Source organism: Pseudomonas syringae (assembly GCF_001698815.1).
GTDB classification, from domain to species: Bacteria; Pseudomonadota; Gammaproteobacteria; order Pseudomonadales; family Pseudomonadaceae; genus Aquipseudomonas; species Aquipseudomonas syringae_A.
In genome coordinates, this window is sequence record NZ_LGSI01000001.1 from 24,102 (window position 1) to 50,261 (window position 26,160).

The 26,160-nt window shown below is 59.0% G+C and carries 23 protein-coding genes; 5 read left to right on the forward strand and 18 right to left on the reverse strand.

What is annotated here, in order from left to right:
- Window positions 1–76: 76 nt before the first annotated feature.
- Window positions 77–2,158 (reverse strand): carboxy terminal-processing peptidase, encoded by a 2,082-nt coding sequence (locus tag AFK24_RS00070; protein ID WP_170826269.1) that lies wholly within the window; start codon window positions 2,156–2,158, stop codon window positions 77–79.
- A 140-nt stretch (window positions 2,159–2,298) separates the two neighbouring features.
- Here AFK24_RS00070 and AFK24_RS00075 point away from each other — a divergent pair, with 140 nt between their 5' ends.
- Window positions 2,299–3,261, forward strand: a complete 963-nt coding sequence (locus AFK24_RS00075; RefSeq protein WP_065831304.1) for an NAD(P)H-quinone oxidoreductase — start codon at window positions 2,299–2,301, stop codon at window positions 3,259–3,261.
- 102 nt (window positions 3,262–3,363) lie between these two features.
- On the opposite strand, the gene AFK24_RS00080 is transcribed toward AFK24_RS00075, so the two are convergent.
- From AFK24_RS00080 to AFK24_RS00105, 6 genes are all read right to left on the reverse strand, one after another.
- Window positions 3,364–4,017 (reverse strand): HAD family hydrolase, encoded by a 654-nt coding sequence (locus AFK24_RS00080; RefSeq protein WP_065831305.1) that lies wholly within the window; start codon window positions 4,015–4,017, stop codon window positions 3,364–3,366.
- 137 nt (window positions 4,018–4,154) lie between these two features.
- Window positions 4,155–5,144 (reverse strand): ABC transporter ATP-binding protein, encoded by a 990-nt coding sequence (locus tag AFK24_RS00085; RefSeq protein ID WP_065831306.1) that lies wholly within the window; start codon window positions 5,142–5,144, stop codon window positions 4,155–4,157.
- Window position 5,145: 1 nt separating this feature from the next.
- Entirely contained in the window at window positions 5,146–5,943 is a 798-nt protein-coding gene (locus tag AFK24_RS00090; protein ID WP_065831307.1) for an ABC transporter permease, read from the reverse strand.
- On the reverse strand, window positions 5,930–6,772 hold the full coding sequence (locus AFK24_RS00095; protein ID WP_020289248.1) for an ABC transporter permease: 843 nt from the start codon (window positions 6,770–6,772) through the stop codon (window positions 5,930–5,932). The genes AFK24_RS00090 and AFK24_RS00095 overlap by 14 nt, the downstream gene beginning before the upstream one ends.
- The gene (locus AFK24_RS00100) at window positions 6,769–7,575 is read right to left on the reverse strand and encodes an alkaline phosphatase family protein (RefSeq protein WP_065831308.1); all 807 of its coding nucleotides are present in this window, start codon (window positions 7,573–7,575) and stop codon (window positions 6,769–6,771) included. The genes AFK24_RS00095 and AFK24_RS00100 overlap by 4 nt, the downstream gene beginning before the upstream one ends.
- Window positions 7,576–7,698: 123 nt before the next feature.
- A complete protein-coding gene (locus tag AFK24_RS00105) occupies window positions 7,699–8,766 on the reverse strand; it encodes an ABC transporter substrate-binding protein (RefSeq protein WP_065831309.1) in 1,068 nt (355 codons plus the stop codon).
- 359 nt (window positions 8,767–9,125) lie between these two features.
- Here AFK24_RS00105 and AFK24_RS00110 point away from each other — a divergent pair, with 359 nt between their 5' ends.
- Complete coding sequence (locus tag AFK24_RS00110) at window positions 9,126–9,845, forward strand: UTRA domain-containing protein (RefSeq protein WP_065831310.1); 720 nt, start codon at window positions 9,126–9,128, stop codon at window positions 9,843–9,845.
- A 104-nt stretch (window positions 9,846–9,949) separates the two neighbouring features.
- Here AFK24_RS00110 and AFK24_RS00115 read toward each other — a convergent pair whose 3' ends face one another.
- From AFK24_RS00115 to minC, 7 genes are all read right to left on the reverse strand, one after another.
- Window positions 9,950–12,127 (reverse strand): mechanosensitive ion channel domain-containing protein, encoded by a 2,178-nt coding sequence (locus AFK24_RS00115; RefSeq protein ID WP_240500318.1) that lies wholly within the window; start codon window positions 12,125–12,127, stop codon window positions 9,950–9,952.
- Between the two features lie 155 nt (window positions 12,128–12,282).
- Complete coding sequence (locus AFK24_RS31105) at window positions 12,283–12,447, reverse strand: hypothetical protein (protein ID WP_170826270.1); 165 nt, start codon at window positions 12,445–12,447, stop codon at window positions 12,283–12,285.
- A 191-nt stretch (window positions 12,448–12,638) separates the two neighbouring features.
- Window positions 12,639–13,928: a M18 family aminopeptidase gene (locus tag AFK24_RS00120; protein ID WP_065831312.1), complete on the reverse strand. Its 1,290-nt coding sequence runs from the start codon at window positions 13,926–13,928 to the stop codon at window positions 12,639–12,641.
- A gap of 855 nt (window positions 13,929–14,783) precedes the next feature.
- Window positions 14,784–15,419 (reverse strand): RluA family pseudouridine synthase, encoded by a 636-nt coding sequence (locus AFK24_RS00125; RefSeq protein WP_065831313.1) that lies wholly within the window; start codon window positions 15,417–15,419, stop codon window positions 14,784–14,786.
- 93 nt (window positions 15,420–15,512) lie between these two features.
- The gene (gene minE / locus AFK24_RS00130; RefSeq protein WP_020290796.1) at window positions 15,513–15,767 is read right to left on the reverse strand and encodes a cell division topological specificity factor MinE; all 255 of its coding nucleotides are present in this window, start codon (window positions 15,765–15,767) and stop codon (window positions 15,513–15,515) included.
- The gene (gene minD, locus AFK24_RS00135; RefSeq protein WP_020290795.1) at window positions 15,767–16,579 is read right to left on the reverse strand and encodes a septum site-determining protein MinD; all 813 of its coding nucleotides are present in this window, start codon (window positions 16,577–16,579) and stop codon (window positions 15,767–15,769) included. The genes minE and minD overlap by 1 nt, the downstream gene beginning before the upstream one ends.
- A gap of 208 nt (window positions 16,580–16,787) precedes the next feature.
- Window positions 16,788–17,528, reverse strand: a complete 741-nt coding sequence (gene minC, locus AFK24_RS00140; protein WP_065831314.1) for a septum site-determining protein MinC — start codon at window positions 17,526–17,528, stop codon at window positions 16,788–16,790.
- A 119-nt stretch (window positions 17,529–17,647) separates the two neighbouring features.
- On the opposite strand from minC, the gene AFK24_RS00145 reads away from it, so the two are divergent.
- Both AFK24_RS00145 and AFK24_RS00150 read left to right on the forward strand, forming a co-directional pair.
- Window positions 17,648–18,580: a lipid A biosynthesis lauroyl acyltransferase gene (locus AFK24_RS00145; RefSeq protein WP_065831315.1), complete on the forward strand. Its 933-nt coding sequence runs from the start codon at window positions 17,648–17,650 to the stop codon at window positions 18,578–18,580.
- An 18-nt stretch (window positions 18,581–18,598) separates the two neighbouring features.
- Window positions 18,599–19,780 (forward strand): patatin-like phospholipase family protein, encoded by a 1,182-nt coding sequence (locus AFK24_RS00150; protein WP_065831316.1) that lies wholly within the window; start codon window positions 18,599–18,601, stop codon window positions 19,778–19,780.
- Window positions 19,781–19,841: 61 nt separating this feature from the next.
- Here AFK24_RS00150 and AFK24_RS00155 read toward each other — a convergent pair whose 3' ends face one another.
- The 3 genes from AFK24_RS00155 to AFK24_RS00165 all read right to left on the reverse strand — a co-directional run bounded on the left by AFK24_RS00155 (window position 19,842) and on the right by AFK24_RS00165 (window position 23,117).
- Window positions 19,842–20,696 carry a pirin family protein gene (locus tag AFK24_RS00155; RefSeq protein WP_065831317.1) on the reverse strand — a complete coding sequence of 285 codons (855 nt, stop codon included), beginning with the start codon at window positions 20,694–20,696 and terminating at the stop codon, window positions 19,842–19,844.
- Between the two features lie 317 nt (window positions 20,697–21,013).
- The gene (locus tag AFK24_RS00160) at window positions 21,014–21,826 is read right to left on the reverse strand and encodes an MlaA family lipoprotein (protein WP_065831318.1); all 813 of its coding nucleotides are present in this window, start codon (window positions 21,824–21,826) and stop codon (window positions 21,014–21,016) included.
- Complete coding sequence (locus AFK24_RS00165; RefSeq protein WP_065831319.1) at window positions 21,819–23,117, reverse strand: serine/threonine protein kinase; 1,299 nt, start codon at window positions 23,115–23,117, stop codon at window positions 21,819–21,821. Before AFK24_RS00165 ends, AFK24_RS00160 begins: the two co-directional genes overlap by 8 nt.
- 240 nt (window positions 23,118–23,357) lie before the next feature.
- Here AFK24_RS00165 and AFK24_RS00170 point away from each other — a divergent pair, with 240 nt between their 5' ends.
- The gene (locus AFK24_RS00170; protein ID WP_065831320.1) at window positions 23,358–23,729 is read left to right on the forward strand and encodes a hypothetical protein; all 372 of its coding nucleotides are present in this window, start codon (window positions 23,358–23,360) and stop codon (window positions 23,727–23,729) included.
- 707 nt (window positions 23,730–24,436) lie between these two features.
- Here AFK24_RS00170 and AFK24_RS00175 read toward each other — a convergent pair.
- Window positions 24,437–26,056, reverse strand: a complete 1,620-nt coding sequence (locus AFK24_RS00175; protein WP_065831334.1) for a glycosyl hydrolase family 17 protein — start codon at window positions 26,054–26,056, stop codon at window positions 24,437–24,439.
- Window positions 26,057–26,160: the final 104 nt, after the last annotated feature.

Genomic DNA, 26,160 nt, shown 5'->3' on the forward strand with positions numbered 1-26,160 from the left:
CAGCCCCTGTATTTCACGACAGATTCATGACTGTTTGATGACCGTTGCCATTAAACAGCCATTATCCATGTGGTTTTTACTTCTTGGCCACAGCCGCGTTCAGCCCCAGATAGTCGATCAGGATTCGTCCGGTTTCCGACAAGTAAGCGTCGTCTTCAGGTTTGGTCTTGTCGTCTTCAACCGGCAGCGCGTCTTCGTCCTCTTTCTTCAACTCCTTGAGCGGCTCTTCACCTTTGGCCTTGCGGCGGGTGTTTTCCAGAGTCAGCTGCTTGGCTTCGATAGAGGCATGTTCGGCGCGACGGTCAACTTCATTGAGGCTGACGGATTTCTCGCTCATCAATTTCTTGGCCAGCGCCAGACGGTCTTCGATGAAGACGAACTCGGCATCTTTTGCCGAACGGGCTTCATGTCGGGTCTGCAACTGCGCCAGGAATGGCTTGAACGGATCGACCGCCGGCTTGATCGCCGGTTTGATGCTGTCCCAAGGCATGGCTTCAGGCAGCGCGCTTTCGCCGATTTCCTTGGTATCGATGATCGACGGGTAGGCAATGTCCGGCACGACGCCCTGATGCTGGGTGCTCTGCCCGGAAACCCGGTAGAACTTGGCCAGAGTCAGTTTCAGCTCGCCATGATTAAGCGGCTGAATGGTCTGTACGGTGCCTTTGCCGAAGGTCTGGCCGCCGATGATCAATGCGCGGTGGTAGTCCTGCATGGCGCCGGCGAAGATCTCCGAAGCCGAGGCGGACAAGCGGTTGACCAGCAACGCCATCGGGCCTTTGTAGAAGGCACCGGTGTCTTCATCTTCCAGCACGTCGACCTTGCCGTCAGCGTTGCGCACCAATACGGTCGGGCCTTTGTCGATGAACAGACTGGTCAGCTCGGTGGCTTCCTGCAACGAGCCGCCGCCGTTGTTACGCAAGTCCAGAACCACACCGTCGACCTTGTCGGCTTGCAGTTCGGTCAGCAGTTTCTTCACGTCGCGGGTGGTGCTCTTGTATTCCGGATCGCCAGCACGGTAGGCCTTGAAGTCCAGATAGAACGCCGGAATGTCGATGACGCCCAGTTTGTAGTCGCGACCGTCCTGATTCAGGTGCAGGATCGATTTTTTCGCAGCCTGTTCTTCGAGCTTCACCGCTTCGCGAGTGATGGCGACGATTTTGGTGGTCTGGTCATTCGGCGCATTGCTGGCCGGAATCACTTCCAGGCGCACGATCGAGCCTTTAGGACCACGGATCAGCTTGACCACTTCGTCCAGACGCCAGCCGATCACGTCGACCATCTCTTTGTCGCCCTGAGCGACGCCAACGATTTTGTCAGCCGGAGCGACCTGCTTGGTCTTGGCCGCAGGACCTGCCGGCACCAGACGCACGATCTTCACGTTGTCATTGTCGCTCTGCAACACGGCGCCGATGCCTTCCAGCGACAGGCTCATGTTGATGTCGAAGTTTTCCGCGCTGTCCGGGGACAGGTAGTTGGTGTGCGGATCGTAGGACATGGCGAAGGTGTTGATGTAAGCCTGGAACACGTCTTCGCTGCGGGTCTGGGCCAGGCGCGACAGTTGATTCTTGTAGCGCTTGGTCAGGGTTTCCTGAATCTTCGCCGGGTCTTTGCCGGCGATCTTCAGGCGCAGGACTTCGTCCTTGACGCGTTTGCGCCACAGATCGTCCAGTTCAGCCTGGTTTTTCGCCCATGGGGCGTCTTTGCGATCAACCAGCAAGCTTTCCTTGGTGGTGAAATCAAGTTTGTCGACGCCCTTGTTCAGCTCTGCCAAGGCGAAATCCAGACGCGACTTGATGCGGTCCAGGTAGCGCTTGTAGATAGTGAACCCGGCGTTCAGGTCGCCGCTCTTGAGGAAATCGTCGAACTGGGTCTGCCACTTGTCGAATTCGGCGATATCGCTGGCCAGAAAATAGCTGCGTGCCGGGTCGAGCAGCTTGAGGTAGCTCTCGTAGATGATCACCGAGCGCTTGTCGTCAAGCGGCGGCTTGCTGTAATGGTGCCGTTTCAGCAGCTCAACCACGTTGAGGCTGGCAATCACTTCGTCGCGATCAGGCTGGAGGTTATCCCAGCTGTTGGCGGCGAAAGAGCTGGCAGACATTGGCAGAATACTGAGGCCAACGAGCAGGGCGAGGGCGGTGCCTGGGAAAAAATGCTTCATGCTGATTCGACGCGGGGACAATTGATAACGCATATTAGGCCGTCTTTGAAGTCGCCGGTCCCGTCGGATCCGGTCGCATAATGCAAAAAGCCCGGGCGTCTATAGCTTCGGGCTCAGTCCAGACTCACTATGGAGGCACCGTGAAAGCATTGCAAGGCGTTGAAGGTCGAGTGGAATGGGTCGAGGCACCGAGTCCGGCCCTTGATGCAGGTCAAGTCCGGATCAAAGTGGCCGCCGCAGGTTTGAATCGCGCTGATTTATTGCAGCGCGCGGGCCTGTATCCGCCGCCGCCGGGGGCCAGTGAATTTCTCGGCATGGAATGTTCCGGGGTGATTGCCGAAGTCGGTCCGGGTTCTGCGTGGCAGGTTGGCGACCGGGTTTGCGCGCTGTTGGCCGGTGGTGCCATGGCTGAAGAAGTGGTTGCCGATGCGCGTCACGTGTTGCCTGTACCCGAAGGCATATCGCTGCACGAGGCTGCGGGAATCCCCGAGGTTTACGCCACTGCCTGGCTGAATCTGTTCCAGCTGGCGGCACTCAAACCGGGCGAAAAAGTTTTGCTGCACGCCGGGGCAAGTGGAGTTGGTTCAGCGGGCATTCAGCTTTGCAAGGCGTTCGGCAACCCGGTCTGGGTCAGCGTCGGATCGGCCGAGCGTCTGGCGTACTGCATCGAATTGGGCGCCCAGGGCGGTGTCGTGCGCAGCGAAAGCATCGACAGCCTGAAAGACTTCGCACCGTTCGACGTGATTCTCGATCCGGTCGGCGCCAACTATGCGGCGCTGAATGTGAAGCTGCTGAACGTCGATGGTCGCTGGGTGTTGATCGGCTTGATGGGCGGCCGCGAAGCGCAGCTGGATCTGGCTCAGGTATTGGGCAAGCGCATCCAGTTGCTGGGTTCGACCCTGCGCAGTCGCGACGACCAGTTCAAGGCCGACTTGCTGCTCGACCTGGCGCACAATGTCTGGCCGCTGTTCACCGAAGGCCGCCTCAAACCGCAGCTGGCCCGCAGCTTCCCGATCAACGACGCCGAAGCGGCGTTCGCCGAACTGGCTACCAATCAGGTTTCCGGGAAAGTGGTGTTGGTGATTGATGAAAGTTTGGTGTGACCTGACCTGTTGGAGCGAGGCTTGCCCGCGAAAGCGGAGTGTCAGCAAACAATCATTTGACTGACAGACTGCATTCGCGGGCAAGCCTCGCTCCAACGGTTCTCACTTCCAGTGATGCACCGGCCAACCGGCCTTCTGAGCATGTTCCAGCAAGGTCGGGTCCGGGTTGACCACATGCGGATGATCGACCTTGAGCAGCAGGGCCAGATCATTGCGTGAGTCGGAATAGAAGCTCGCGCCTTCGAGGTTTTCGCCTTCGGTGTCCAGCCATTCCATGAGCCGGGTCACCTTGCCTTCGCGATACGTCAGAGTGCCAACGGTCCTGCCGCTGTAAACCCCGTGCTGCACCTCCAGTTCAATCGCCAGCACTTCGTCGATACCGATGCGCTCGGCAATCGGCTTGACCAGATGCACGCCCGACGCCGAGATCACCAGAATTCGGTCGCCGGCCGCACGGTGTTCGGCGATGCATTTGGTGGCGTCACTGAAAATGATCGGCTCGATAAAGTCCTCGACCCACGGGCCGACCAGATGATCGACTTCTTCCGGGGACCGGCCAAGCATCGGCTCCAGGCTGAACGCCATGTAGTCTTCCATCGCCAGCTTGCCTTCGCTGTAGGCGTGCATCAGCTCGTGATCGCGCTTGAGGAACGACTCGGGATCGACCCAGCCGAGGCGGCCCATCTGCTCGCTCCATAAACTGGCGCAGTCGCCGGCGATCAAGGTTTCGTCCAGGTCAAAAATTGCTAAAGCCATTACCCACGGTCCTCAAAATTACTCGATCTCGTTGGAGCGAAGCTTGCTCGCGAAGACAATCTCCAGGTTCGAAAATTGCTTCGGTTGTACCGACCCCTTCGCGGGCAAGCCTCGCTCCAACAGTTTTGCGTCGGCGATCATGCGACTTCACAGAGCGCCGACGCATCGATGCTTAACGTCACACGTCGGCCATTGGGATGCAAATCGTCCGCCGAGCGGTTGAGTACGTCTACCACCAATTCCACGCCGCGCGCTTCGACCCGATAACGAATCACGTTGCCCAGCAAGCTGTGGCTGCGCACTTCGCCTTCCAGGGAACCGGTCAGGCTCAGCTGAATGGCTTCCGGGCGAATGGCAATGCGGCTGTTGATCGGGCGCTGCATCAGGCGGCTGGCTTCATCGGCTTCGAGCAGGTTGTAGTTGCCGATGAAACCTGCGGCAAACGCATCGACCGGCGCAGTGTAAAGGGTTTCGGCGTCGCCGCTTTGCACGATGCGGCCCTGGTTCATCAGGAAGATGCGGTCCGACATGGTCAGCGCTTCTTCCTGATCGTGAGTCACAAAAATCGTCGTCAGGCCCAATTCTCGCTGAATCGCGCGGATCTGTTCGCGCAGGTGTTTACGAATCCGAGCATCCAGCGCCGAAAGCGGTTCGTCGAGCAGCAACAGGCGCGGACGGGTGACCAGCGAACGCGCCAGGGCCACACGCTGGCACTGACCGCCGGACATCTGATGCGGATAGCGGCTGGCCAGCTCGGTCAGCTCCACCAGTTTCAGCACTTCGGCGACGCGCTTGTGGGTGTCGTCGGCGTTGACCTTCTGCATGCGCAGGCCAAACGCGACGTTTTGCTCCACGGTCATGTTCGGGAACAGCGCATAGCTCTGGAACACCATGCCGATATTGCGCTTCGGCGGCGTGACGGGTACCAGGTCGACACCATCGAGCAGGATTTGCCCTTTGTTGACCGAGGTCAGGCCGGCGATGCAGCGCAGCAAGGTCGATTTGCCACATCCGGACGGGCCGAGCAGGGTGACAAACTCACCGCGTTCGATCGTGCAATTGATGTCGCTGAAGACCGCTGTGCTGCCATAGGTTTTTTGCAGATTTTCGACACTGACAAAACTCATATCAGTTCTTGTCCTTATTCAGTCGGTTGGCAGCCCAGGTCAGCAGCAGCACGAAGAGGAAGTAGGAAACCACCAGCGCACTGTTGAAGTGCCCGCTGCTGTTGCGCATGTTGTTCAGGTACACCTGCAAGGTTTCGTAGCGGGTGCCGACCAGCAGGTTGGCGAACACGAATTCGCCGAACAGGAAGGAAAACGACAGCAGCAGCGCGACCATCAAGCCTTTGCGCAAATTGGGCAGCACCACCAGAAACGCTGCCTGCCAGGTATTGGCGCCCAGCAGCTGGGCGGCATCCATCAGGTCGGTCAGGTTGATGGCCTGCAGGTTGTTGGTGATGGCGCGGTACATGAACGGCAGTGCGACGGTGAAGTAGCAGCCGATCAGAATCCACGGCGTGCCGACCATCGCCATCGGCCCCGAGCCGTACAGCTGCAGCAAACCCACCGATGACACCACTGGCGGCACGGCGAAGGGCAGCAGGATCAGGATGTTCATCAGGCTGTCCAGGCGCGGAAAGTGGTAATGCACCACAAACAGCAGCGGCAGGATCAGCACCACGGACAGGATCAGCGCGCCGACACAGACCAATAGCGACTGGCCGAAAGCGGTGAGGAAGCGCGGGTCACTCCACAGCGCGATGTACCACTTGAAGGTCAGGCCGCTGGGCAGAATAGTCGCCGACCAACTGGTCGCCACCGAATACAGCAGCGTGCCAGCCAACGGCAGCAGCAGGATGAAGAACAGCGCATAGACCACGAACCGGTGGTAAAGCCTGGCGGGACCTCGTTCAACGCGAGACATGGTAGCTCCTCTTCAGCAACCACTGATGGACGACCGTGACCAGCGTCATCAGGCCGACCAGAATCATCGCCAGCGCGCTGGCCATGTTCGGATCAAGGGTGATGTCGCCGGCCACCATGGCTGCGATACGAATCGGCAGCACGTTGAAGTTGCCGGTGGTCAGCGCGTAAACGGTGGCGTAAGCCCCTAGCGCATTGGCCAGCAGAATCACGAAGGTGCCCAGCAGCGCAGGCGTCAGCACGGGCAAGCCGATGTAGCGCCAGAACTGAAAGCTGCTGGCGCCGAGCAGCGACGCCGACTCGCGCCAGTCTTCGCGCAAGGCATCGAACGCCGGGTAGAGCAGCAGCACGCCCAGGGGAATCTGGAAGTAGGTGTAGAGAATGATCAGCCCGGTCTTCGAATACAGATTGAAGTCGTCGATGATCCCGGCCTGTTTGAGGATCAACGTCAGCGCGCCGTTGAAGCCCAACAGAATGATGAAGGCGAACGCCAGCGGCACCCCGGAAAAGTTGCTGGTCATGTTGGCGAAGGCGTTGACGAAGTCCCGCAGCCGCGAGTCCACCTTGCGCAGCGAATAACTGCCAAGCACCGCAATCACGATGCCGAACAGGCTCGACCAGAAGCTGATCTCCAGGCTGTACTGCATCGCTTGCCGATAGAACCGCGAGTTGAACGCCGTGATGAAGTTCTCGATTCCCCAACCGGCATCGGAATGCAGGCTGTTGATCGCTACCCACACCAGCGGCGCGATCTGAAAGATGATGAAGAAGATGGCGAAGGGCACCAGACACAGCAGCCCCAACCATTTGCCTCGGGTGAGTGTGCTCAATTGAATATCTCCCGGCAGACCGGTTTGTCGTGGGGCACGCCGAGCAGCTCGCAGACAATGCCGCACAGGTCGGTTTGCTTGGGCGCGGCATTGGCATCGAGGCTGAAGGCATCGCCGAGCACGAACAGCGGCACTTCGCGCTCTTCCGGCAGCAGGCCGTTGTGCGAGCGGTCGTTGTTCATGCCGTGGTCGGCGGTCACCAGCACTTGATAACCCGCGTCGAGCCAACGTTGCAGGTAATCGGCCAGCACGATATCGGCGCTGCGTGCGCTGTTGCGGTACTGCGCGGAGTCGAGGCCGTGCTTGTGCCCGGCGTCGTCGATGTTCATGGGGTGAATCAACAGAAAGTTCGGCGCATGTCTGACGCGCAGGCTTTCCGCGTCGGCGAACAGGTGCGAATCCGGGTAATGGTCTGCGTAATAAAAGTGCCCGTGCTGGATCGGCAGTTCCAGGTCATCGGTATGCCGGTCGCGGGCGGCGTCGAACGGGGTCCGGTTATACAACTCGCTGACCCAGTGATAGGCCGCGGCCGCCGTGGTCAAGCCAGCGGCTGTCGCGTAATGAAACACACTGCGCTGGTTGGACAGACGTGAAACCTGGTTATGCACGATGCCGCTGTCGATGGGCGCGACGCCGGTCAGGATGCATTCGTACAGCGGACGGGAAAGTGCCGGCAGCTCGCATTCCAGTTTGTACAGGGCGGCCCGGCCAGCATTGCTGTAGGCCTGCAAATGCCCCATCGCATGCCGGGCCACCGCGTAGTTCAAGCCATCAAGCACGATCAGGATGACGTTGTGTTTCATGAGCCAGCGCTCCGGCGGAATTCATACAAGACAGGCGAGACAGTGAGCCTGTCTCGCCTTCTGTTGCGTGTGTTGCAAACGTTGCGTGAGCGGCGTGGCTTCATCCCTGAAGCCGATTGCGGATTACTGCATTTCGACGATGACTTGCTCGTTCCACAGTTGCGGCAGCTTCTTGGAAGTCGCTTCCCATGCGGCAGCGCTCTTGATCGGCGTTACGCCCTTGTACTGCTCGTTCGGCAGCAGTTGCTTCTGCACGTCTTCCGGCAGTTTCAGGTGCTCGGCACGAATCGGACGCGCGTTACCACGGGCCAGGTTGGTCTGGCCGGCGTCGCTGAAGATGTATTCACGGGCCAGTTTGGCCGCGTTCGGGTGCTTGGCGTATTTGTTGATGATGGTGGTATAGCCGGAAATCACCGATCCGTCAGATGGAATCAGCACAACGTAGTCGTCCGGGTTGGTCATTTTGGCTTTATAGCTCAGGCCGTTGAAGTCCCAAACGATACCGACTTCGACTTCGCCTTTTTCCATGCTCTGGATAGTCGGGTTATTGATGCCCAAGCGTTTTTGCTTGGCCAGCTCGGTGAACAGTTGCAGGCCCGGAGTGATGTTGCTTTCGTCGCCTTTCATGGAGATCGCGGCTGCCAGCACGCCGTTGGCAGCCTGGGCTGCGGTGCTGACGTCGCCGATGGTGACTTTGTATTTACCGTCTTTCAGATCAGCCCACTTGGTTGGGACTTCGGAACCGTGCAGCAGCTTTTTGTTGACGATAAATGCGATGGTGCCGGTGTAGGCCAGCGCCCAGTGACCCTCTTTATCCTTGGCCCAGTCCGGGACCTGATCCCAGGTGCTTGGCTTGTAGGGTTGCGTAACACCCTTGGCAGTGGCGATGGGGCCAAAGGCCGCGCCGACGTCACCGATGTCGGCACTGGCGTTGTCTTTTTCCGCGTCGAACTTGGCCACTTCCTGGGCCGAGCTCATGTCGGTGTCCATGTGCTTCAGGCCGTATTTGGTTTGCAGGTCTGCCCAGGTGCCTTTCCAGTTCGCCCAGTCATCAGGCATGCCGACGCTGTTCACTGCACCTTCCGCCTTGGCGGCGGCTTCGAGGGTCTTGAGGTCAACGTCCGCAGCCATGGCGGCGGAGCTAAAAGCAATAGCGGAACCGAGGAGTGATGCCAGCAAAAGGTGTTTCATTCGAAGCTCCTTGTGCACTTCTTCAAGATTTTTAGAAGTGATCGTTGCGGGTGGGTTGGTCTAGGTCAGCAATACCTGAGCCAAGTTAGGCTCGTTCAATGACATTTTCATGTCGGCATGGCTTTTTGGTGGCTTCGTCCCGAGGCGAGACGCAGGCCGTCGCGTAAGCGTAGACCATGGGCAAATGGTTGATCTGCAAGGGCTAAGCGTTTTTAGAAAGCTGGCTTGGCATGGTTTGTGATGCGCCTTGTCACTCAATAGTCATCTACGCTCCATAGGCTGTTCGCACGCATCGTGCGGTGCGCCCCGAGCAGCCGGTGCCCCGAAATGGCGCTGGTCTAGTCCAGATAGGTAACTTGATGCGCGAAGACGTACCACGTGCGGTGACGACGATTTGCAATGCGCTGCAAGAGCAGATCGAACATGGCTTGCTGCCGCCCGGCAGCAAGTTGCCCGCCGAACGCAAACTCAGCGAAGTGTTCGATACCACCCGCATTACCTTGCGCGAAGCGCTGGTGCAGCTCGAAGCACTGGGTTTGATTTATCGCGAGGAGCGCCGTGGCTGGTTCATTTCGCCGCCGCGTCTGGCCTATGACCTGATGCGGCGCAGTCACTTTCACGCGATGGTCAGCGCCCAGGGCAGGATTGCCGAGACGCAGGTGATCAGCGCGCGCTTGCAGCCGGCTTCAGCAAAAATCTGCGAGCTGCTCCAGTTGCCAGCGCTGTCCAGCGTGATCCAGATCTGCCGCGCACGACGTATTGATCAACGGCTGGTGCTGTACGTGGAGCATTACCTGAACCCGGAATACTTCCCCGGAATTCTCGATTACGACCTCAATCAGTCACTGACCGAGCTGTACGCCAGCCAGTACAACCTGCGCTACGGCCAGGTCCAGTTCGAAATGGTGCCCACCGCGCTGCACGCCGAAGCCTCGGCAGCCTTGAAGGTTTCTCTGGGTAGCCCGGGATTGCGCATCGCCAGGGTCAATTTCGATCAGCAAGGGCGGCTGATCGACTGCGACCTCGAATACTGGCGCCATGATGCGATTCATGTGAGTGCGGTGGTGAAGGATATTTGAGCCCGCGACCCGTTGGAGCGAGGCTTGCCCGCGAATCAGACGCCTCGGTAGACCAGGCCCTCCACGTTATCGTTCTTCGCGGGCAAGCCTCGCTCCAACAGGCCCTAGTTTCCCGACTTCAGCTCCTTGCGCTCCGCACTTCCGGCCGTCATCACCTGCACGCTCAATCTTGGCATCGCCAGGTCCATCCCGGCCTCATCCAGATGGCGTTTCAGCGACAGGTTGAAGGCCCGGGACACTTCCCATTGCTTGATCGGCGCGGTCTTGAAGCGGGCGCGCAGGATCGCGTTACCCGACTCGAAGCTTTCCACGCCCTGAATCTCCAGCGGCGACCAGATGTTGCGGCGCTGCAACGGGTCGGTGCGCATCTTCTGACCCACATCGCGGATCATCTTCAGCGCATCGTCGATGTTCATGCTTGAAGGGATGGCGATGCGGAAAATCGCATAGCCGAATTCCCGGGAGTAATTCTGGATGCTTTTGATTTCGCTGAACGGGATCGTATGCACGATGCCGTCGATATCCCGCAGGCGAACGGTGCGAATGGTGAGGCCTTCGACAGTGCCGAGATGCCCGCCGACATCCACATAGTCATCGATGGCCAGCGAATCCTCGATGATGATGAACAGCCCGGTGATCAAGTCCGCCACCAATGACTGGGCGCCGAAACCGATGGCCAGGCCGATCACACCGGCACCCGCCAGCAGCGGCGTGACGTTCATACCCATGTTCGCCAGGGCGACGATCAGCGCAATGATGAAAATCGCCACGAACAGCACGTTGCGAATCAGCGGCATCATGGTCTGCGCCCGGGCATTGGCCAGCCCTTTGCGCGAGCGCGTCAAGGCGTGATGCACGGCGGTGTCGCTGAGAATCCACACCAGCCAGGCGAACATCAGCGTGGCGGACAGATTGATCAGTTTCATGCTGATGTCGTGGCCATCACCCTCGGCGAAACGAATCAGCGACAGGCCCCAGACCCGCAGGCCTAGCTCGATAAACACCAGCCAGACCAGCAGATGCATCAGGGTGTAGAAAAAATTGTGCAGGCGCTCGGAATACAAGGCGTGACGTTTGTGGCCATGACGCGGCCTCATGGCATGACGGCGCACCAGGCCATTGATGACCATGCCGACCACCAGCAACACCGTGGATAACAAGGCCTGGCGCAATGCGGTGCTGGTATCGCCCGCGGAAAAGAACGTGGCAAACAGCGACACACCCACCAGCATCAAGGCGGGCACGTACCAGAAGCTGCCGATGATCTCGATGGAATCGGTCAGGGCGCGGCGGGTCAGGCGTCGGGACAGCGGCTGGTTGCGGATCAGATGCGCGATGGGCCGCCGGAACCGCAGGATGAACAAGCCGGTGGACAGCGCCGCCATGACATTGGCGAAGGTCGCGGCCGTGTGGGCCAGATGCACGCCAAGGCTGGCGATCAGGCGCGGGTCGCTCAGTGCCTCACCGAATGCCGCGAAACTGCCGATCAGCCACAACGGACGGAAGGCCCGGTGACGCAGGATGTACAAGGCCCGGTGGCGATGCGGTCCGTCGAGTACCGAAAAAGCGATGACGCAGATTGCCGAAAACAGCGTGCCGACCACCAGCGCATAGGCCAGCACCATCGCCAGATCCTTGCCCAGGGAAGAGGGCAGGGAATAGCTCAGATAAACCGTGATCACCAGTGCGATCAGCCATGGCCCTAATTTGCGCAAGGCAAAGCGCAGCATGTCGAGGGTGCCGGGATTTTGCGGCAGATCTTCAGACAAGCCGAAACGCACCCGCACCCAGTGGCCGAGCCAGATCAGCGCGGCGGCCAACAGACTCCAGAGCAACAGCACCAGGGCGAAACCGAAGATGATTGGCAGCCACTCCCTGGCCGGCAAGGCCAGCGCCAGCAGTTCATCCTGAGCCAGATCGATTTCTTCGGACCAGCGCCTGATCGGACTGTCTTCACCGGCGAATTTTTTCTCGAAGTCGCTCAAGGTGCTGCCGATCAACCCCAGCACGCCCTGATCGGTGCCGGGCTGGGCTTTTTGCGTGGCGTCGCGAAGTTTTTTCAGGTCGGCCAGCAACTGGCTGCGTTGCTGGTCGTTTTCCAGGGTCTTGATCACTTCATCGAGGGACTGCCCCAGCGGTTCCTGCGCCTGCGGCTGGGTTTTCTGCCCGCCGCCCAGCACGCCCGGCAGAGCGACCGCCTGAGCTGCGGCGATGGGAAACAAGGCCAGCAGGCAGACAAAAAGCAGGCGGGTCAGCAAACAACAGCGGGGGAAAGCAGTCACCGGGCGGTAAACCTCAAGTCGACATCGAGTTGCCTGATACTGAGCTGCGTCAGCGGTCATCCCAGGCATGAGTGAGCGATGAGTTTACGAGTGGTCTGCGGGCTTGGCGAGCAGCTTTTCTCCCCTGCGGACCGCGCATTGCCTGAGGTTGACGTTCAGGCAAGCTTTTCCAGAATCTTGAAGCCGATCGTGCCCAGCATCAGCATCATCCCCAGCCAGATCATGAACACACCGCCACCGCGCTCCTGGTAACTGAAGCCGATGCACAACAGCAACATCCCGATCATGATCGGCAGCAGCATTGCATAAAAGGCGTTCATGGCATCGACCCTCCGGAGTCAGATGCCTTAAGTCTAGGTCGGGTTTCGGAGAGCGACCGTTGAAGCGAGGCTTGCTGTAGGACCGGCTTTAGTCGGGAGGGCAATTGACGCCTTCGCGACTAAAGTCGCTCCTACAGTCGCTTCTACAGCCGATTAGCGGGCAAGCCTCGCTCCAACGCACTCATGAGATATCAAGGCAACTCATGACTCGCATAAAACGCGTCGAGTACTTTCACCAGATGCGCCAGGTCGTGGCTGCCCGCCAGTTCACGAATCGAGTGCATGGCGAAGGTCGGCAGGCCGATATCCACCGTGCGTACGCCCAGATGGCTGGCCGTGATCGGGCCGATGGTCGAGCCGCAGGCCATGTCGCTGCGCACTACGAAGCTTTGCACCGGCACTTCTTCAGCCATGCACAGATGACGGAAGAATCCGGCGGTTTCGCTGTTGGTGGCGTAACGCTGGTTGCTGTTGACCTTGATCACCGGGCCGGCGTTGAGTTTCGGGCCATGGTTGGCGTCGTGCTTTTCGGCGTAGTTGGGGTGCACGCCATGCGCGTTGTCGGCAGACACCAGCAACGATTTCTGAATGGTGCGCACGTAATCTTCGCCATCGGGCAGCAGGCGCTGGATGATCTGTTCCAGCATCGCACCATCAGCACCGCAGGTTGAGGACGAACCGACTTCTTCGTGATCGGTGCAGACCAGCAGACAGGTTTCGTCGCTATCGGTGTTGAGCAGCGCTTGCAGTCCGGCGTAACAGGACAGCAGGTTGTCCAGGCGCGCGCCAGCGATGAAGTCAGCATTGAGCCCGATCACCGCAGCGCTCTGGGTGTCGTAGAAGCTCAGCTCGTAGTCGAGCACGACGTCGGCATTCAGGCCATGTTCACGGGCCAATTGGTCAGTGAGCAGGGCGCGGAAGTCCGCACGTTCGTCACCGGCCACCTGAGCCAGAATCGGCGGCAATTCGAGTTGCGGATTGATCGGCCAGCCTTCGTTGGCGGTGCGATTGAGGTGGATCGCCAGGTTCGGGATCACGGCAATCGGCAGCTTGAAGTCGATCAGCTGGCTTTCGACCTTGCCGTCGCGGCGGAACGTGACGCGTCCGGCCAGCGACAGGTCGCGGTCAAACCACGGGGCGAGCAGGGCGCCGCCATAGACTTCGACGCCCAGCTGCCAGAAACCCTGGCGCTGTAACTCAGGCTGCGGCTTGACCCGCAGGCACGGGCTGTCGGTGTGCGCGCCTACCATGCGGATACCGCCGGTCAGCGGTGACTGGCGACCCAGGCGGAACGCGACAATCGAAGAATCGTTGCGGGTGACGTAGTAACGCCCGCTGGTTTCGGTGGACCAGGTTTCCCGCTCGTCCAGACGCTGAAAACCGGAGGCTTCCAGGTGTTGAACGATAGTGGCAGTGGCATGGAACGGTGTAGGAGAGGCCTTGAGGAAATCGATCAGACCTTGGTTCAGCTCTTCGCGCATAAGTTACTCCAGACAGCAATGGCGCGAGTTTACCGTATTGGGGTGGGGCGTGTGGTTGTGGGTTTGTTTTGGTCTCTTCAATCGCGAACATATCCATTATCGCGTCTGCTGAAATTATGGTTCCGCTCTTACAGCGGGTCACTTTTGGCAAACGCCCCAAAAGTAACCAAAAGGTCTCGCTCCTTTGCCCGGGTCTTCGCCAAGGCTCAGACTTCCCTCGCTCCGGCATTGCTCCGTGGGTCGCCGCAAAGGGCCATCCCTGGCCCAGTGCGGCTAATTCGGCATCCATGCCGAATCACCCACTACGCAATACCTGCGCTCGGCCGTCCACAAGTCGCAATTGTGTCGCCCATGCGTTCTGCGCATATTCACCGGCCCGAGATTGCGGTGAGACAGGCAGAAAAATCCGCAACGCGGATTTGCTTTTGATTTTCCGTGCCGCGATCTGGCAGACACCGCCAAACGCGCGTCGGGAGGCTGAGCGCAGGTGTCGTGGGGTGGGGCGACCGGCATGGATGCCGGTCGAGCGCCGTTGCGCCAGGGATGGCGCGTCGGTGCGTACCCACCCCACGGCACCGGAGTCGAAGGAACCGCTGCGAAGCAGGGGCCGGACGTCAGCGCAGATGGTTTCGTCCTTTTGCCGAAACAAAAGGACTCGACCGTCAGGGCGAAACCGGACTAAGCCGCACCGCGAATGCTATTGATGCGACCCGATTCGAAGCGCGGCGCCAGAATAAGTAACGCCTGATCGAGTCCGCTGACAACATACAAGGAACGAACTTGTTCGCGAGGCGTGAATCCTGATAACGCAGGACTCGCCAACAAGTTGGCTCCTACAGGATTGCCGGGACACCATCAAAACGGCGCCGGACACTCAAACCGCAACCGCTCGCCAGTTTGCGGATGGGTAAACGCCAGCATACTGGCGTGCAGACACAGGCGTGGAAAAGCGGCCAGCGCCTCGGCATGCGCATACAACCCGTCACCCAGCAGCGGATGGCCAATTGAAAGCATGTGTACCCGCAATTGATGGGAGCGGCCGGTAATCGGTGTCAACTCGACACGGCAGTAATCGCCGCAACGTTCCAGAACCTTCCAGAAGGTCTGCGCGTGTTTGCCGACTTCGTGATCCACCACATGCCGAGGCTTGGTCGGCGGATCGTAGCGCAGCGGCAGATCAATGCGCCCGCTGTCCAGCGTCGGTTGGCCCCAGCACAGGGCGGTGTAGGCTTTTTCGGTTTCCCGGTCATGAAACTGCCGGGACAGTTCGCGATGGGTGTCCGGGTCGCGGGCGAGCAGGATGATTCCGGAAGTTTCCCAGTCCAGGCGATGGACAATTCGGGCTTCGGGGTAACCGTTTTCCTGCAGGCGGGTAATCAGGCAATCCTTGTTGTCCTCGGCACGGCCGGGAACGGAAAGCAGCAGGGTCGGCTTATCGACCACCAGGACGGCAGCGTCCTGATGAATGATGCGGATGTTCGACAACGGCATGTGTAACGGCCTCGAAACGCGAGAAACGCCAACGGCGGCATAGACGATGCTCTTTGCAGAACACCGCGTATACCGCCGCGGGCACCCGCCGGATCAACGATCTGGCAGGGTGATATTGAGTTCCAGGATCGAACAGCTGCCCTGGTTTTCCAGAGCAACCTGCACGTCATCGGAGCCGATGTTGACGTATTTACGGATCACTTCCACCAGTTCTTTCTGCAAGGCTGGGAGATAGTCCGGGGTCGTACGCTGGCCGCGTTCGTGCGCCACGATGATCTGTAGACGCTCTTTCGCCACCGACGCGGTGCTGACCTTTTTGCTGGCACGAAAGAAGTCGAAAATGTTCATTATTTGCCTCCGAACAACCGCTCTATCCAGCCCTTTTTACGCACATCGAGGAACCGGTGCGCCACTTCCTTGCCCAGCAAGCGATCCACAGCATCGCTGTAGGCCTGACCGGCGTCGCTCTGGTCGTCGAGGATGACCGGAACACCCTGGTTGGAAGCCTTCAAGACTGCCTGGGATTCCGGGATTACGCCCAGCAAACGGATCGCGAGGATTTCTTCAACGTCTTCAACGCCGAGCATTTCACCATTGACCACGCGCTCAGGGTTATAGCGGGTCAGCAGCAAATGTTCCTTGATCGGATCTTCGCCACGCTCGGCGCGCCGGGATTTGCTGGCCAGCAGGCCCAGCATGCGGTCCGAGTCACGTACCGAGGACACTTCCGGGTTGGTCACGACAATCGCTTCATCGGCGAAGTACATGGCCAGGTGAGCGCCTTTCTCGATACCGGCAGGAGAATCGCAGACGACGTATTCGAACGTCTCCTTGAGCTCCATGAGGATTTTTTCGACGCCTTCGACTGTCAGGGCGTCCTTGTCGCGGGTCTGGCTGGCGGCCAGCACGTAAAGATTTTCCAGGCGTTTGTCTTTGATCAGCGCCTGGGTCAGCGTTGCTTCGCCATTGACCACGTTGACGAAGTCATACACCACGCGTCGCTCGCAGCCCATGATCAGGTCGAGGTTACGCAGGCCGACGTCGAAGTCGACGATAACTGTTTTGTGGCCGCGCAATGCGAGGCCGGTACCGATCGCGGCGCTGGTGGTGGTCTTGCCCACACCGCCCTTGCCGGATGTAACTACGAGAATCTTGGCCAAGGTGTTTCACCCCTAGAGGAAAAGGACAGTTAGTCCCTGAAGAGCGTCTCTTGAAGCGGCGGCAGTCGAACAATGATGGAAATTACTCAACCCTGACTTCTGAATCGAAGGGAGATGTGCCGGAAAAGTGAAGATCCCCGGATTTCCTACAACCTTTGCTACGTTTTCGCGACGAATCAGAGATGCTTTAAAAATGGCGCAGTATCCGTTAAAGCCGGATGATGTTCAACACGTCACCGGACAGGCTGACCTGTACGGCGGATCCCCACAGCGGGTCCCTGCGCAAGTCTTCGGATACCTTGTATTGCCCGGCAATCGAGATCAGTTCGGCGCCTAATTGCTGGCAGAAAATCCGCGCCTTGGTGTCGCCCTTGATGCCTGCCAATGCTCTACCGCGCATAGGGCCGTAAACATGGATGTTGCCATCGGCAAGAAGTTCCGCACCGGGACTCACCGGACCAATCACGATCAGGTCGCTGCCTTGAGCATAGATCTGTTGTCCACCGCGCACGGGCAAGGTTACGACCCGGGTAGGCTTGATCGTCGGCTCGGGCGGTTTTTCGATTTTTGGCTTGGCCGCTTCACCTTCGGCCGGGTCCAGTGGACGCTCCCGGGCGCCAGACGGCGGCAATACTGGCAGATCGATGGCGATGGCGGCGGCGATGTCTTCAATGCGATTGGCACGAATCGCCAGGGTGCGCAGGCCGTGTTGGCGGCAGATGCGCATCAGGCCGGGCAGATCCACCGGGCCACCATCGGCTGGAAGCTTGTCCAGCGCCAGCACCAACGGGGTGTTGCTGAAGAAATTCGGCGCCTGCGCCACCTTCGCCGCCAATTGACGGTCGAGCGCTTCAAGATTGTTCCGGGCCAGCTCCAGCACCGTGATGGCCAGCATGCTGCCCTTCAGTTGGAAGACGGGATCCTGGTCTTGCGATTCGATTTGGCTCATGGTCGAAATACAACAGCTTGTCGCTAAAAGTGCCGAGACTTATAACGAGAACGCCCGCTAGCCGCAAGCCGGGTCGAACCGATGTAGAATGCGCGGCCATTCTTCTGACGGAAGCCTTGATGGATCGCCCGCGTTTTAGAGCCTCTTTTCTTCACCCCCGATTCTGGCCATTGTGGCTTGGGCTGGGGCTGCTATGGCTGGTTGTCCAGCTGCCATTTCGCGTGCTGCTGATCATTGGCCGTGTCCTGGGTGCGGTCATGTATCGATTTGCCACTGATCGAAAATACATTGCCTCGCGCAATCTGGAGCTGTGTTTCCCCCATTTGACCAAGGTTGAACGCAAGCGCCTGCTCAAGGAAAACTTCGCTTCCACCGGCATCGCCTTCTTTGAAATGGCCATGAGTTGGTGGTGGTCAAAAGAGCGTCTGGCCAAACTCGCCCATATCGAAGGGCTGGAGCACCTGCAAACCGCCCAGCAACAAGGCCAGGGCGTGATTCTCATGGCGTTGCATTTCACCACGCTGGAAGTGGGGGCGGCGTTGTTGGGGCAGCAACACACCATTGACGGCATGTACCGCGAGCACAAAAACGCGCTGTTTGACTTCATTCAGCGTCGCGGCCGCGAGCGGCACAATCTGGATTCCCTGGCCGTGGAACGCGAAGACGTGCGCGGCATGCTCAAGCTGCTGCGTGCCGGCCGCGCTATCTGGTACGCGCCGGATCAGGATTACGGCGCGAAGCAGAGCGTCTTTGTGCCGCTGTTCGGTATTCAGGCGGCAACGGTGACGGCGACCAGCAAGTTCGCCAAGCTGGGCCGCGCCCAGGTCGTGCCCTTCACTCAGCAGCGTCTGGCCGATGGCAGCGGTTATCGGTTGGTGATTCATCCGCCGCTGCAGGATTTTCCCGGTGAAAGCGACGAGGCGGATTGCCTGCGTATCAATCAATGGGTAGAAAGTGCCATCACTGAATGCCCGGCGCAGTATCTTTGGGCGCATCGACGCTTTAAAAGCCGACCGGTGGGCGAAGCGAAGCTGTATAAGAAGCGTAAATGACCCGAGGCTGCCGCCCACATGCTCGAAAACGCCATTGCGATGGACGCTGTGAATGACGTCGAACCCGTCACTGGGTTGATTCTGTCCGGGGGCGGCGCCCGAGCGGCTTATCAGGTGGGCGTGTTGGCGGGAATTGCCGACTTGCTGCCAGTTGGCGCACCTAATCCGTTCCCGGTCATCGTCGGCACCTCGGCCGGGGCGATCAATGCTGTGAAACTGGCCAGTGGCGCCTTGCATTTTCGCACCGCGATCCATCAACTCACCGAGTTCTGGCAAGGCTTTCGCAGCCATCAGGTACTGCGCAGTGACTGGCCGGGGGTCAGCCGACAGGCCGCACGTTTCCTCGGTAAAAGCTTGCTCGGTTTGGGCTCGCAGATCCCGGTCGCGCTTCTCGACAGCTCACCGCTGCGAGACCTGCTGACTGAACGGCTGGATCTGGACGGTATCGACGCGGCTATCCAGGCGCGGCATTTGCGCGCGGTGGCAGTGACGGCGTTCGGTTACGAATCCGGGCACGCGGTGACGTTCTATCAGGGCAAAGGCACTATCGATCCATGGCTGCGTCACCGTCGCGTGGGTGTTCCGACCCAGCTGACCATCGAGCATCTGCTGGCCAGTTCAGCAATTCCGCTGCTGTTCGCTCCAGTGAAAATCGATCAGGAATATTTCGGTGACGGTGCCGTGCGCCAGTCAGCGCCGATCAGCCCGGCCTTGCATCTGGGCGCAAATCGAGTGCTGGTGGTCGGTGTCAGCGGTAACCCGCGTGGTGCCGACGCCAATCGTGACGTGCGCCGGGTAACCACGGGCGGGCAACCGAGTCTGGCGCAGATCAGCGGGCACTTGCTCAACAGCACCTTCATCGACAGCCTCGAAAGCGACATCGAAGTGCTGGAGCGCATGAATCTGCTTAGCCACTTGCTGCCCAGTGAGCAGCGCATACGCCAGCAAGGTCTGGCACCGGTGGAGGTGTTGGTGATCGCCCCCAGCCAGCCAATCGACCAGATAGCCGCCCGCCACCGCCGCGAATTACCGCCGGCACTGCGCACTTTTCTACGCGGACCCGGTGCAACCAAAACCAGCGGCGCCAGCGTGCTGAGCTATCTGCTGTTCGAAGCGGGATATTGCAGCGAACTGATCGAACTGGGCCGCTACGACGCGATTGCCCAGGGTGAGCAGTTGAAGCGGTTTTTGCGGTTGTAACGTTAGTCGGGCCTTGTGGGAGCGAGCTCGCTCCCACAAAAGCTCACCAAAACAGCCAGACTCAAGCCGTCAACCGATCATCGCGAAAATCCCGCAGTGCCTGTTCGATCTCTTCCCGCGTATTCATCACGAATGGGCCGTACTGCACGATGGGTTCGCCCAGCGGCTTACCGGCAATCAACAACACCCGAGCCCCGACGGCGCTGCTCAGTTGCAGTTCGCCCTCATTGGACAAACGCACCAGACGGCTGGCGCTGACCGCTTGCGGCTGACCGGCAACCTCCAGAGCGCCTTCATAGACATACAGCAGCGCGCGGTGACCTTCAGGAAGGCGCGGGCTGATGCTGCTGCCGGCCGGCATATGAAAGTCGAAATACTGCGGCTCGGTATCCGGACGCTGCACGGCGCCAGCTTGTTGCACCACGCCATCGTCGAACTGACCGGCAATCACCACCACCTCAACACCGGCCTCGGTGGTCAGGCGCGGGATGTTTTCCGGCTGGATGTCCTGGTAACTGGCATCGCTCAGCTTGGTTTTGCCTGGCAAGTTCAGCCACAGCTGGAAGCCGCGCATCACGCCTTCTTCCTGCTCCGGCATCTCACTGTGAATAATGCCCCGCGCCGCCGTCATCCACTGCACGCCGCCGCCCTGAAGCAAGCCGACGTTGCCCATGTGATCCTCGTGACGCATGCGGCCTTCGAGCATGTAAGTCACTGTCTCGAAACCCCGATGCGGATGCGGCGGAAAGCCCGCGATGTATTCGTCCGGCTTGTCCGAACCGAACTCATCAAGCATCAGAAATGGATCAAACTGCTCGACACCCGGCCCACCGAACACACGGGTCAGGCTGACGCCGGCACCGTCCGAAGTGGGTTGGCCGACCTGGATCGACAGCACTTTGCGAAAATGAGTCATGAACCTGCTCCTCGAGTGGGAATGCTGGCTATGTTATGCCTGTCGGGTTGATGAATGGGTGCTGATTTTGCATGCCATTAATCGTTTATTTAGATTGGTCGCAGCCTTGTGGGAGCTCACGAGCAACGTGAGGCAGCGATATAAATCTGCCTGACACACCGCTTCGCGGACGTCGTGACCACCGAACGCTCCCACAAAAAAACGCGGTCAGCCTAGACTCCCCCCCAACAAGTCGGTCGCCACGGGGTTTGGTTCTCCCCCATAAAAAAACGGCCAACCCGATCACTCCGGTTGGCCGTTCCTGTGAAGCCTTTCAGTTATTCGGCAATCTGCAACTTGCGGGCTTCGGTGTAGACGTAGCGCACTTTCTCGTACTCAAACGGCGAGTTCATCTGGCCGTAGCGGAAGCTGGTGGTGTAGCGGCGGTCGACGATGCGCAGGGCGTAGATTTCCGGATGGTCCTGGCTGACTTGCGAGACGTTCAGGAAATTGATCTGGGATTCGGCAGCGAAGTCGAATACCAGGCCGCCGGTGTCACGCAGGTTCGACGGGCCGAGAAACGGCAAGACCAGGTAGGGGCCGCCAGGTACGCCGTAGAAGCCCAGGGTCTGACCGAAGTCTTCGCTCTGGCGCGGCAGGCCCATCATGGTTGCCGGGTCCCACAGGCCGGCGATGCCGATGGTGGTGTTGACCAGCAGGCGACCGGTGGTGTCCAGCGAGCGCTTGCCCTTGAACTGCAGCAGGCTGTTCAGCAGGTTAGGCACATCGCCCAGGTTGGCGAAGAAGTTGCTGACGCCAGTACGCAGGAAGCTTGGCGTGACATATTTGTAGCCGTTGACTACTGGCAGGAACACCCATTCGTCAAAGCGATAGTTGAAGTGGTAGACCCGACGGTTCATCGACTCCAGCGGGTCGTAGACTTCCAGCGCGTTGAGGGTGGCGCGTTCGAACTCCCGCTGGTCCAGGCCCGGATTGAACTTCAATGCGTTCAGCGGATGCGTGAAGCCGTCTGCATCGTCCTCGCGGGCGACGGTTGCGGGGTGGGCCGCAAGGTTGCTGTTGGTCGCGTCAGCGGCATAGGTCGCGCCCGAGCAGAGCAGGGCGGCGATGAGTAAAAGACGTTTAGCCACGGAAAAACTCCAGCATGGCGTCGCTGTTGACGCGGTAATTAAGGTTGCCGCAATGTCCGCCGTAAGGATAAACGGTCAGACGATCACCGAAAGTCTTGCGTAGGAAGCCCAGGTCGCCGGCGCCCAGGATCACGTCGTCAGCGTTGTGCATGACGGAGATCTTGGTGCTGGTGTGCAGGTAATCCTTGAGCGCATACAGGCTTACTTGATCGACCAGTTGCAGCAGGCTGCCGCCGTCGGTACGCGCGCGCCACATCGGGATGACTTGTTCGGTCAGGTAGCAATCGAAGTCGCATTGCAGCGCGCGCTTGAGGAACGGCGACAGGCTGGTGCCTTCGGTGATCGGAAACTTCGGTGGCGTGATCAGACCGCGACGGTTGATCAAATCGGAAGTGAACGCGATATCAGCCGAGGAAAAACGGAATGACGTGCCGATCAGCATGGCCATTTGTTCGTTGGTCAAATGCTGCTTGGACTGCTGGAAGTCATAGAGCAGTGCGTCGTTGAGATCGATATAGCCTTTCTGACGGAAGTAACGGGTCAGCTTTTCCAGAACCAGTTCATAGAACGTGGTGCTGTTGTCGATGCCCTTGACGTTGGTCTGCACCAGTTTGTCGAGGTTGGTGATGGACGTGTAAAGGTTCACCGGCGGGTTGATCAGCAAGACTTTCTTGAAGTTGAAGCTGCGACGGGTTTCATCCAGGTGGGCGACGAATGCAGCATCCAGTGCGCCCAGGCTGTAACCGGTCAGGTAATAGTCGGTAACTTGCAGTTTGCTCTGCTGCGCGCGAACGCCCTGCATGACGCGGTACAGGTCTTCGGCATCTTCCTTGGAGACACCTGGCGTTGCGAAACGCGAGGCCGAGCTCATGAAGTCATAGCTGGTCGGCGAAGACAGTTGCACCACGTTATAGCCGGCGCCGTAATAAAGCTTCTTCAGAAACTCGTTCAAAGTGCTGTTATAGGGTGCGCCGGTGCCCGCGATCAGGAAGATCAGCGGTGCCGGGTGATCCTGCTTGGCCAGGCGATAACGCAATTTCTTCACCGCCCAGAAGTTATCCGGCAGAGTGAACTCGCGCTCAGGGTGCAGGTTGAGGGTGTAATCGTCTTGGTCGATATCCTCATCAGCCGGCAGATCCGGGCGTAGATCCGGAGGTGTCGTGGCGATGGTCGCTTCGAACGGGTTGGTCAGAGGGAAGCCATAAGTGGCGGGGTCGACATTGACCGCCATAGCGGACGCACTCAAACAGAGGCCGCCAATGACGGCAGCAAAGCGCAGAAAACGGAGCATGACTAAATCCCTTGGGAACGAAGTGCTGATGAGGTACGCGGGCTATGACCGCTGATCGAGTGCCAAAGTGCCGCACTGACAGGCTAAGTTTCGTAAAATCTTCGAGACAATACACGTTCTGTTGCATCAATTGCGCAGCACTGTGCTTTTAATATCGCCTACAGCCCTTGCATGGCGAGGCGGGAAGGCTATTCTGGGCGCCATTTCGCGCCAGGGTTTTTGCCCCGAATGGAGTCCTTGATGCCTCGCCGTTTGCCCTTGATTCTGCTGCTGATCCTGCTGCCACTTTGGTTCGGTGCCAGTTATGGCGTGCGTTACCTGTTGATGGAAGACGCGCAATGGGTTGGCATCTGTGCCAGTGAAGCCTTGCAATGGGAATGCCAGTTGCGTTCAGGGTTGGGCTGGATGATCCATTTCGGGGTCATCGCCTGGTCGGCAGTGGCAGTTTCACTGGTGGCGTTCTGTTTGCCGGGCATCGCGGGATGGCGACTGGCAGTGCTGGCGCTGCTGCTGGGGATTCCAGCGTTGGTCCTTTATAGCGCAAGCATCGGGGTTTTTGCGGTGGTGATTGCGGGGCTGCGACTGGTTCGGGCACCGAAGCAAATGGGCTGATCCAGTTTTTTGGAAGTGCAATACGTTTCGTGGGAGCGAGGCTTGCCGCGAAAGGGTCGTTACAGGCGATAAATAGGTCGACTAAAAATCTGGTTCGCGGGCAAGCCTCGCTCCAACGAATCTAGAAAACCCAAAACCCAAAACCCAGACAGCATAAAGGGGAGCCGAAGCTCCCCTTTTAAATCGTTTTGCATGCTCTATTTTTATTATTTTAGGGTGGTCTGTTCTTGTTTTTGGCGACCGGTCCCTTTACTGCGTTCTTGTGCGATCCCCATGCGGGATCAAGAGCAAACGTATTTTTTTGAGCGCTGACTCGCTTTGATCAATGCATCTGATCCAACCAGTTCGGGAGCTACCTGAGGGTAGTTTTATTGTTCTCTGCCCGGTTGCGAAGCTCCTTACGGCGCTTCTGTAAAGCTGATCCACTCCAAAAAAATCTGTTAGCTGCGTCTCTGTGCCGTTGTTTTTGTTATGTCAGAGCCGTTACGTCTTGTTCTTATTAGGTATGCCGCTTTTTATTCTTGTTATGTCAGAGATATAGCAGGAGCTGTGCCAACTTTTGAGAATGCTTTAAAAACAAGGGCTTAGGCTGTAGTTACCGAAGCGGGTCAGGCAAAAAACCATACCGTTTGTTTCCGTGTTACCCGCTTGCAGCGTTCGCTGTACCGAAGAGGTAACACAATATGTTTCCGTCAGCGTTGGTCGGGTTACACCGACGGCGCGGTTCGCATTGCCGTAACGGATTGCTGCTGCCGCACCCGCAAGCAGCGCCACAATGCCGCGGTCATCAGCACGCTGACCAGCGCCCAGCCGAGCGCTTGCTGATTGGCAAGGCCTTCGCGGAACAGTTGTGGCGCGATGCCTGCACCGACGATAAACGTCAATAGCGCAACTTCACGACGGGGGACCGCCACGGGGCGCGCCAGATAGAAGAGCGCGGGCACAATCAATGTCGGCGTCGCAAAGCTGCGGTAGCGCGGATCAAACACCAGCGCCAGCATCATGATCGCCGTAGCGAATCCCGACGCTGCCACCAGCCAGCCGGCCCGCGCCTCGAACCACAACAGCGCTTTGCTGCGCCATCCGTCACTCGCTGAAAGCACCAGTGCCGCATGGGCCATCACCAACAGATTCAAGCCCACCAGCAAGGCGGCCCAGAGGTATTCGCCGTAAAAGCGACTGGTGATGCGCGCCAGTTCACCCCAGGTGCCGATACAACAAGCGCCCAGCGCGGCCAGCAACGGCAGAATCAGCGCGTTGCTGCGATTGTCGACACGCCCGGCAAACGCCAGGGCCAGCAGGAAAATGCCCCCGCTGACGCTCAGCCAGAACGGCCACCAACCCAGATTGGATACCGGCCCTGCCAGCACGCCTTTTTCCTGTCGATCAGCGTCGAACAATCCCCAGTAGCCGCCAACCGCACCTTCGGCGGCGCGCTTCCAGGGTTGGTCGAACGCTTCGATCAGGTTGTAGTGCCAGCCATTCTGTTCGGCCATGGCAACGAAACCACGGATAAACTTCGCTTCGTTGACCCGGCTCGGTAGCGCGGTTTCCCGCTGGCGGCCTTCGCTGGGCCAGCCGGTTTCGCCAATCACGATGTCCTTGGGCGCGAATTTGCTGCCGAATATTTGCCGGATCTGCGCCACGTGTGCCAGTGCGTCGTCGATACCTTTGGGGTCGTCTTCCCAGTAAGGCAGCAAGTGGATGGTCAGGAAGTCCACGGCCGGTGCGACTTCCGGGTATTGCAGCCAGAACTCCCAGACGTCGGCATAGGTCACCGGTTGTTTTACCTGGCTTTTGACTTGACCAATCAGCTTCGCCAACTGCGCGCCGGTGACTTCCTTGCGCAGCAAGGCTTCGTTGCCGACGATTACTGCCGTTACAACATCTGGATTGGCATTAGCCGAAGCAATCAGCGCGTCGACTTCCTTGGCCGTGTCCTGTGGATTGCTGTTGATCCAGGCGCCCAGCATCAGCTTCAACCCATGTTTGCGGGCCAATGCGGGGATCGCTTCCAGGCCTGTCATCGAGTAAGTGCGAATGCATTCGAAGCGCGTGGCGAGCAGGGCCAGGTCGGCATCCATGCGCTCGGGCCGCAGCTTGAAGGGCTGGTCGAACGGTGACTGATCCTTGTCGAACGGCGTGTACGACGCACATTGCAGCTTATGGGTCGGGGTGGCAGCGTCCGGGAGAATCACCGGCTTGCCCATCGCGTACCAGTAGCTGCACATGGCAATCACGCCAAGCAGGCAAGCGAACAGATAGGGCACAAGGAATGAGCGGGAAGTGGCGGGCATGATCGGGCCGAAATGGGGCGAAGGCCGCATCTTAGCATCGCCCCAATCGTCGGCGGCGAGGTCAGTCGATTGCGCATTTTTCAACGGGTGTTCGCTGCGATGCTTTTGGCATGCAATTTCCGGACGGATCAAAG

Coding starts and splice junctions, on each gene's coding strand:
- AFK24_RS00090 (WP_065831307.1), bottom strand. CDS start 5,943: ATGTCTCGCGTTGAACGAGGTCCCGCCAGGCTTTACCACCGGTTCGTG.
- AFK24_RS00085 (WP_065831306.1), bottom strand. CDS start 5,144: ATGAGTTTTGTCAGTGTCGAAAATCTGCAAAAAACCTATGGCAGCACA.
- AFK24_RS00120 (WP_065831312.1), bottom strand. CDS start 13,928: ATGCGCGAAGAGCTGAACCAAGGTCTGATCGATTTCCTCAAGGCCTCT.
- AFK24_RS00175 (WP_065831334.1), bottom strand. CDS start 26,056: ATGCGGCCTTCGCCCCATTTCGGCCCGATCATGCCCGCCACTTCCCGC.
- AFK24_RS00080 (WP_065831305.1), bottom strand. CDS start 4,017: ATGGCTTTAGCAATTTTTGACCTGGACGAAACCTTGATCGCCGGCGAC.
- AFK24_RS31105 (WP_170826270.1), bottom strand. CDS start 12,447: ATGAACGCCTTTTATGCAATGCTGCTGCCGATCATGATCGGGATGTTG.
- AFK24_RS00150 (WP_065831316.1), top strand. CDS start 18,599: ATGCTCGAAAACGCCATTGCGATGGACGCTGTGAATGACGTCGAACCC.
- AFK24_RS00105 (WP_065831309.1), bottom strand. CDS start 8,766: ATGAAACACCTTTTGCTGGCATCACTCCTCGGTTCCGCTATTGCTTTT.
- AFK24_RS00110 (WP_065831310.1), top strand. CDS start 9,126: ATGCGCGAAGACGTACCACGTGCGGTGACGACGATTTGCAATGCGCTG.
- AFK24_RS00145 (WP_065831315.1), top strand. CDS start 17,648: ATGGATCGCCCGCGTTTTAGAGCCTCTTTTCTTCACCCCCGATTCTGG.
- AFK24_RS00155 (WP_065831317.1), bottom strand. CDS start 20,696: ATGACTCATTTTCGCAAAGTGCTGTCGATCCAGGTCGGCCAACCCACT.
- minE (WP_020290796.1), bottom strand. CDS start 15,767: ATGAACATTTTCGACTTCTTTCGTGCCAGCAAAAAGGTCAGCACCGCG.
- AFK24_RS00170 (WP_065831320.1), top strand. CDS start 23,358: ATGCCTCGCCGTTTGCCCTTGATTCTGCTGCTGATCCTGCTGCCACTT.
- AFK24_RS00165 (WP_065831319.1), bottom strand. CDS start 23,117: ATGCTCCGTTTTCTGCGCTTTGCTGCCGTCATTGGCGGCCTCTGTTTG.
- AFK24_RS00125 (WP_065831313.1), bottom strand. CDS start 15,419: ATGCCGTTGTCGAACATCCGCATCATTCATCAGGACGCTGCCGTCCTG.
- minC (WP_065831314.1), bottom strand. CDS start 17,528: ATGAGCCAAATCGAATCGCAAGACCAGGATCCCGTCTTCCAACTGAAG.
- AFK24_RS00070 (WP_170826269.1), bottom strand. CDS start 2,158: ATGAAGCATTTTTTCCCAGGCACCGCCCTCGCCCTGCTCGTTGGCCTC.
- AFK24_RS00100 (WP_065831308.1), bottom strand. CDS start 7,575: ATGAAACACAACGTCATCCTGATCGTGCTTGATGGCTTGAACTACGCG.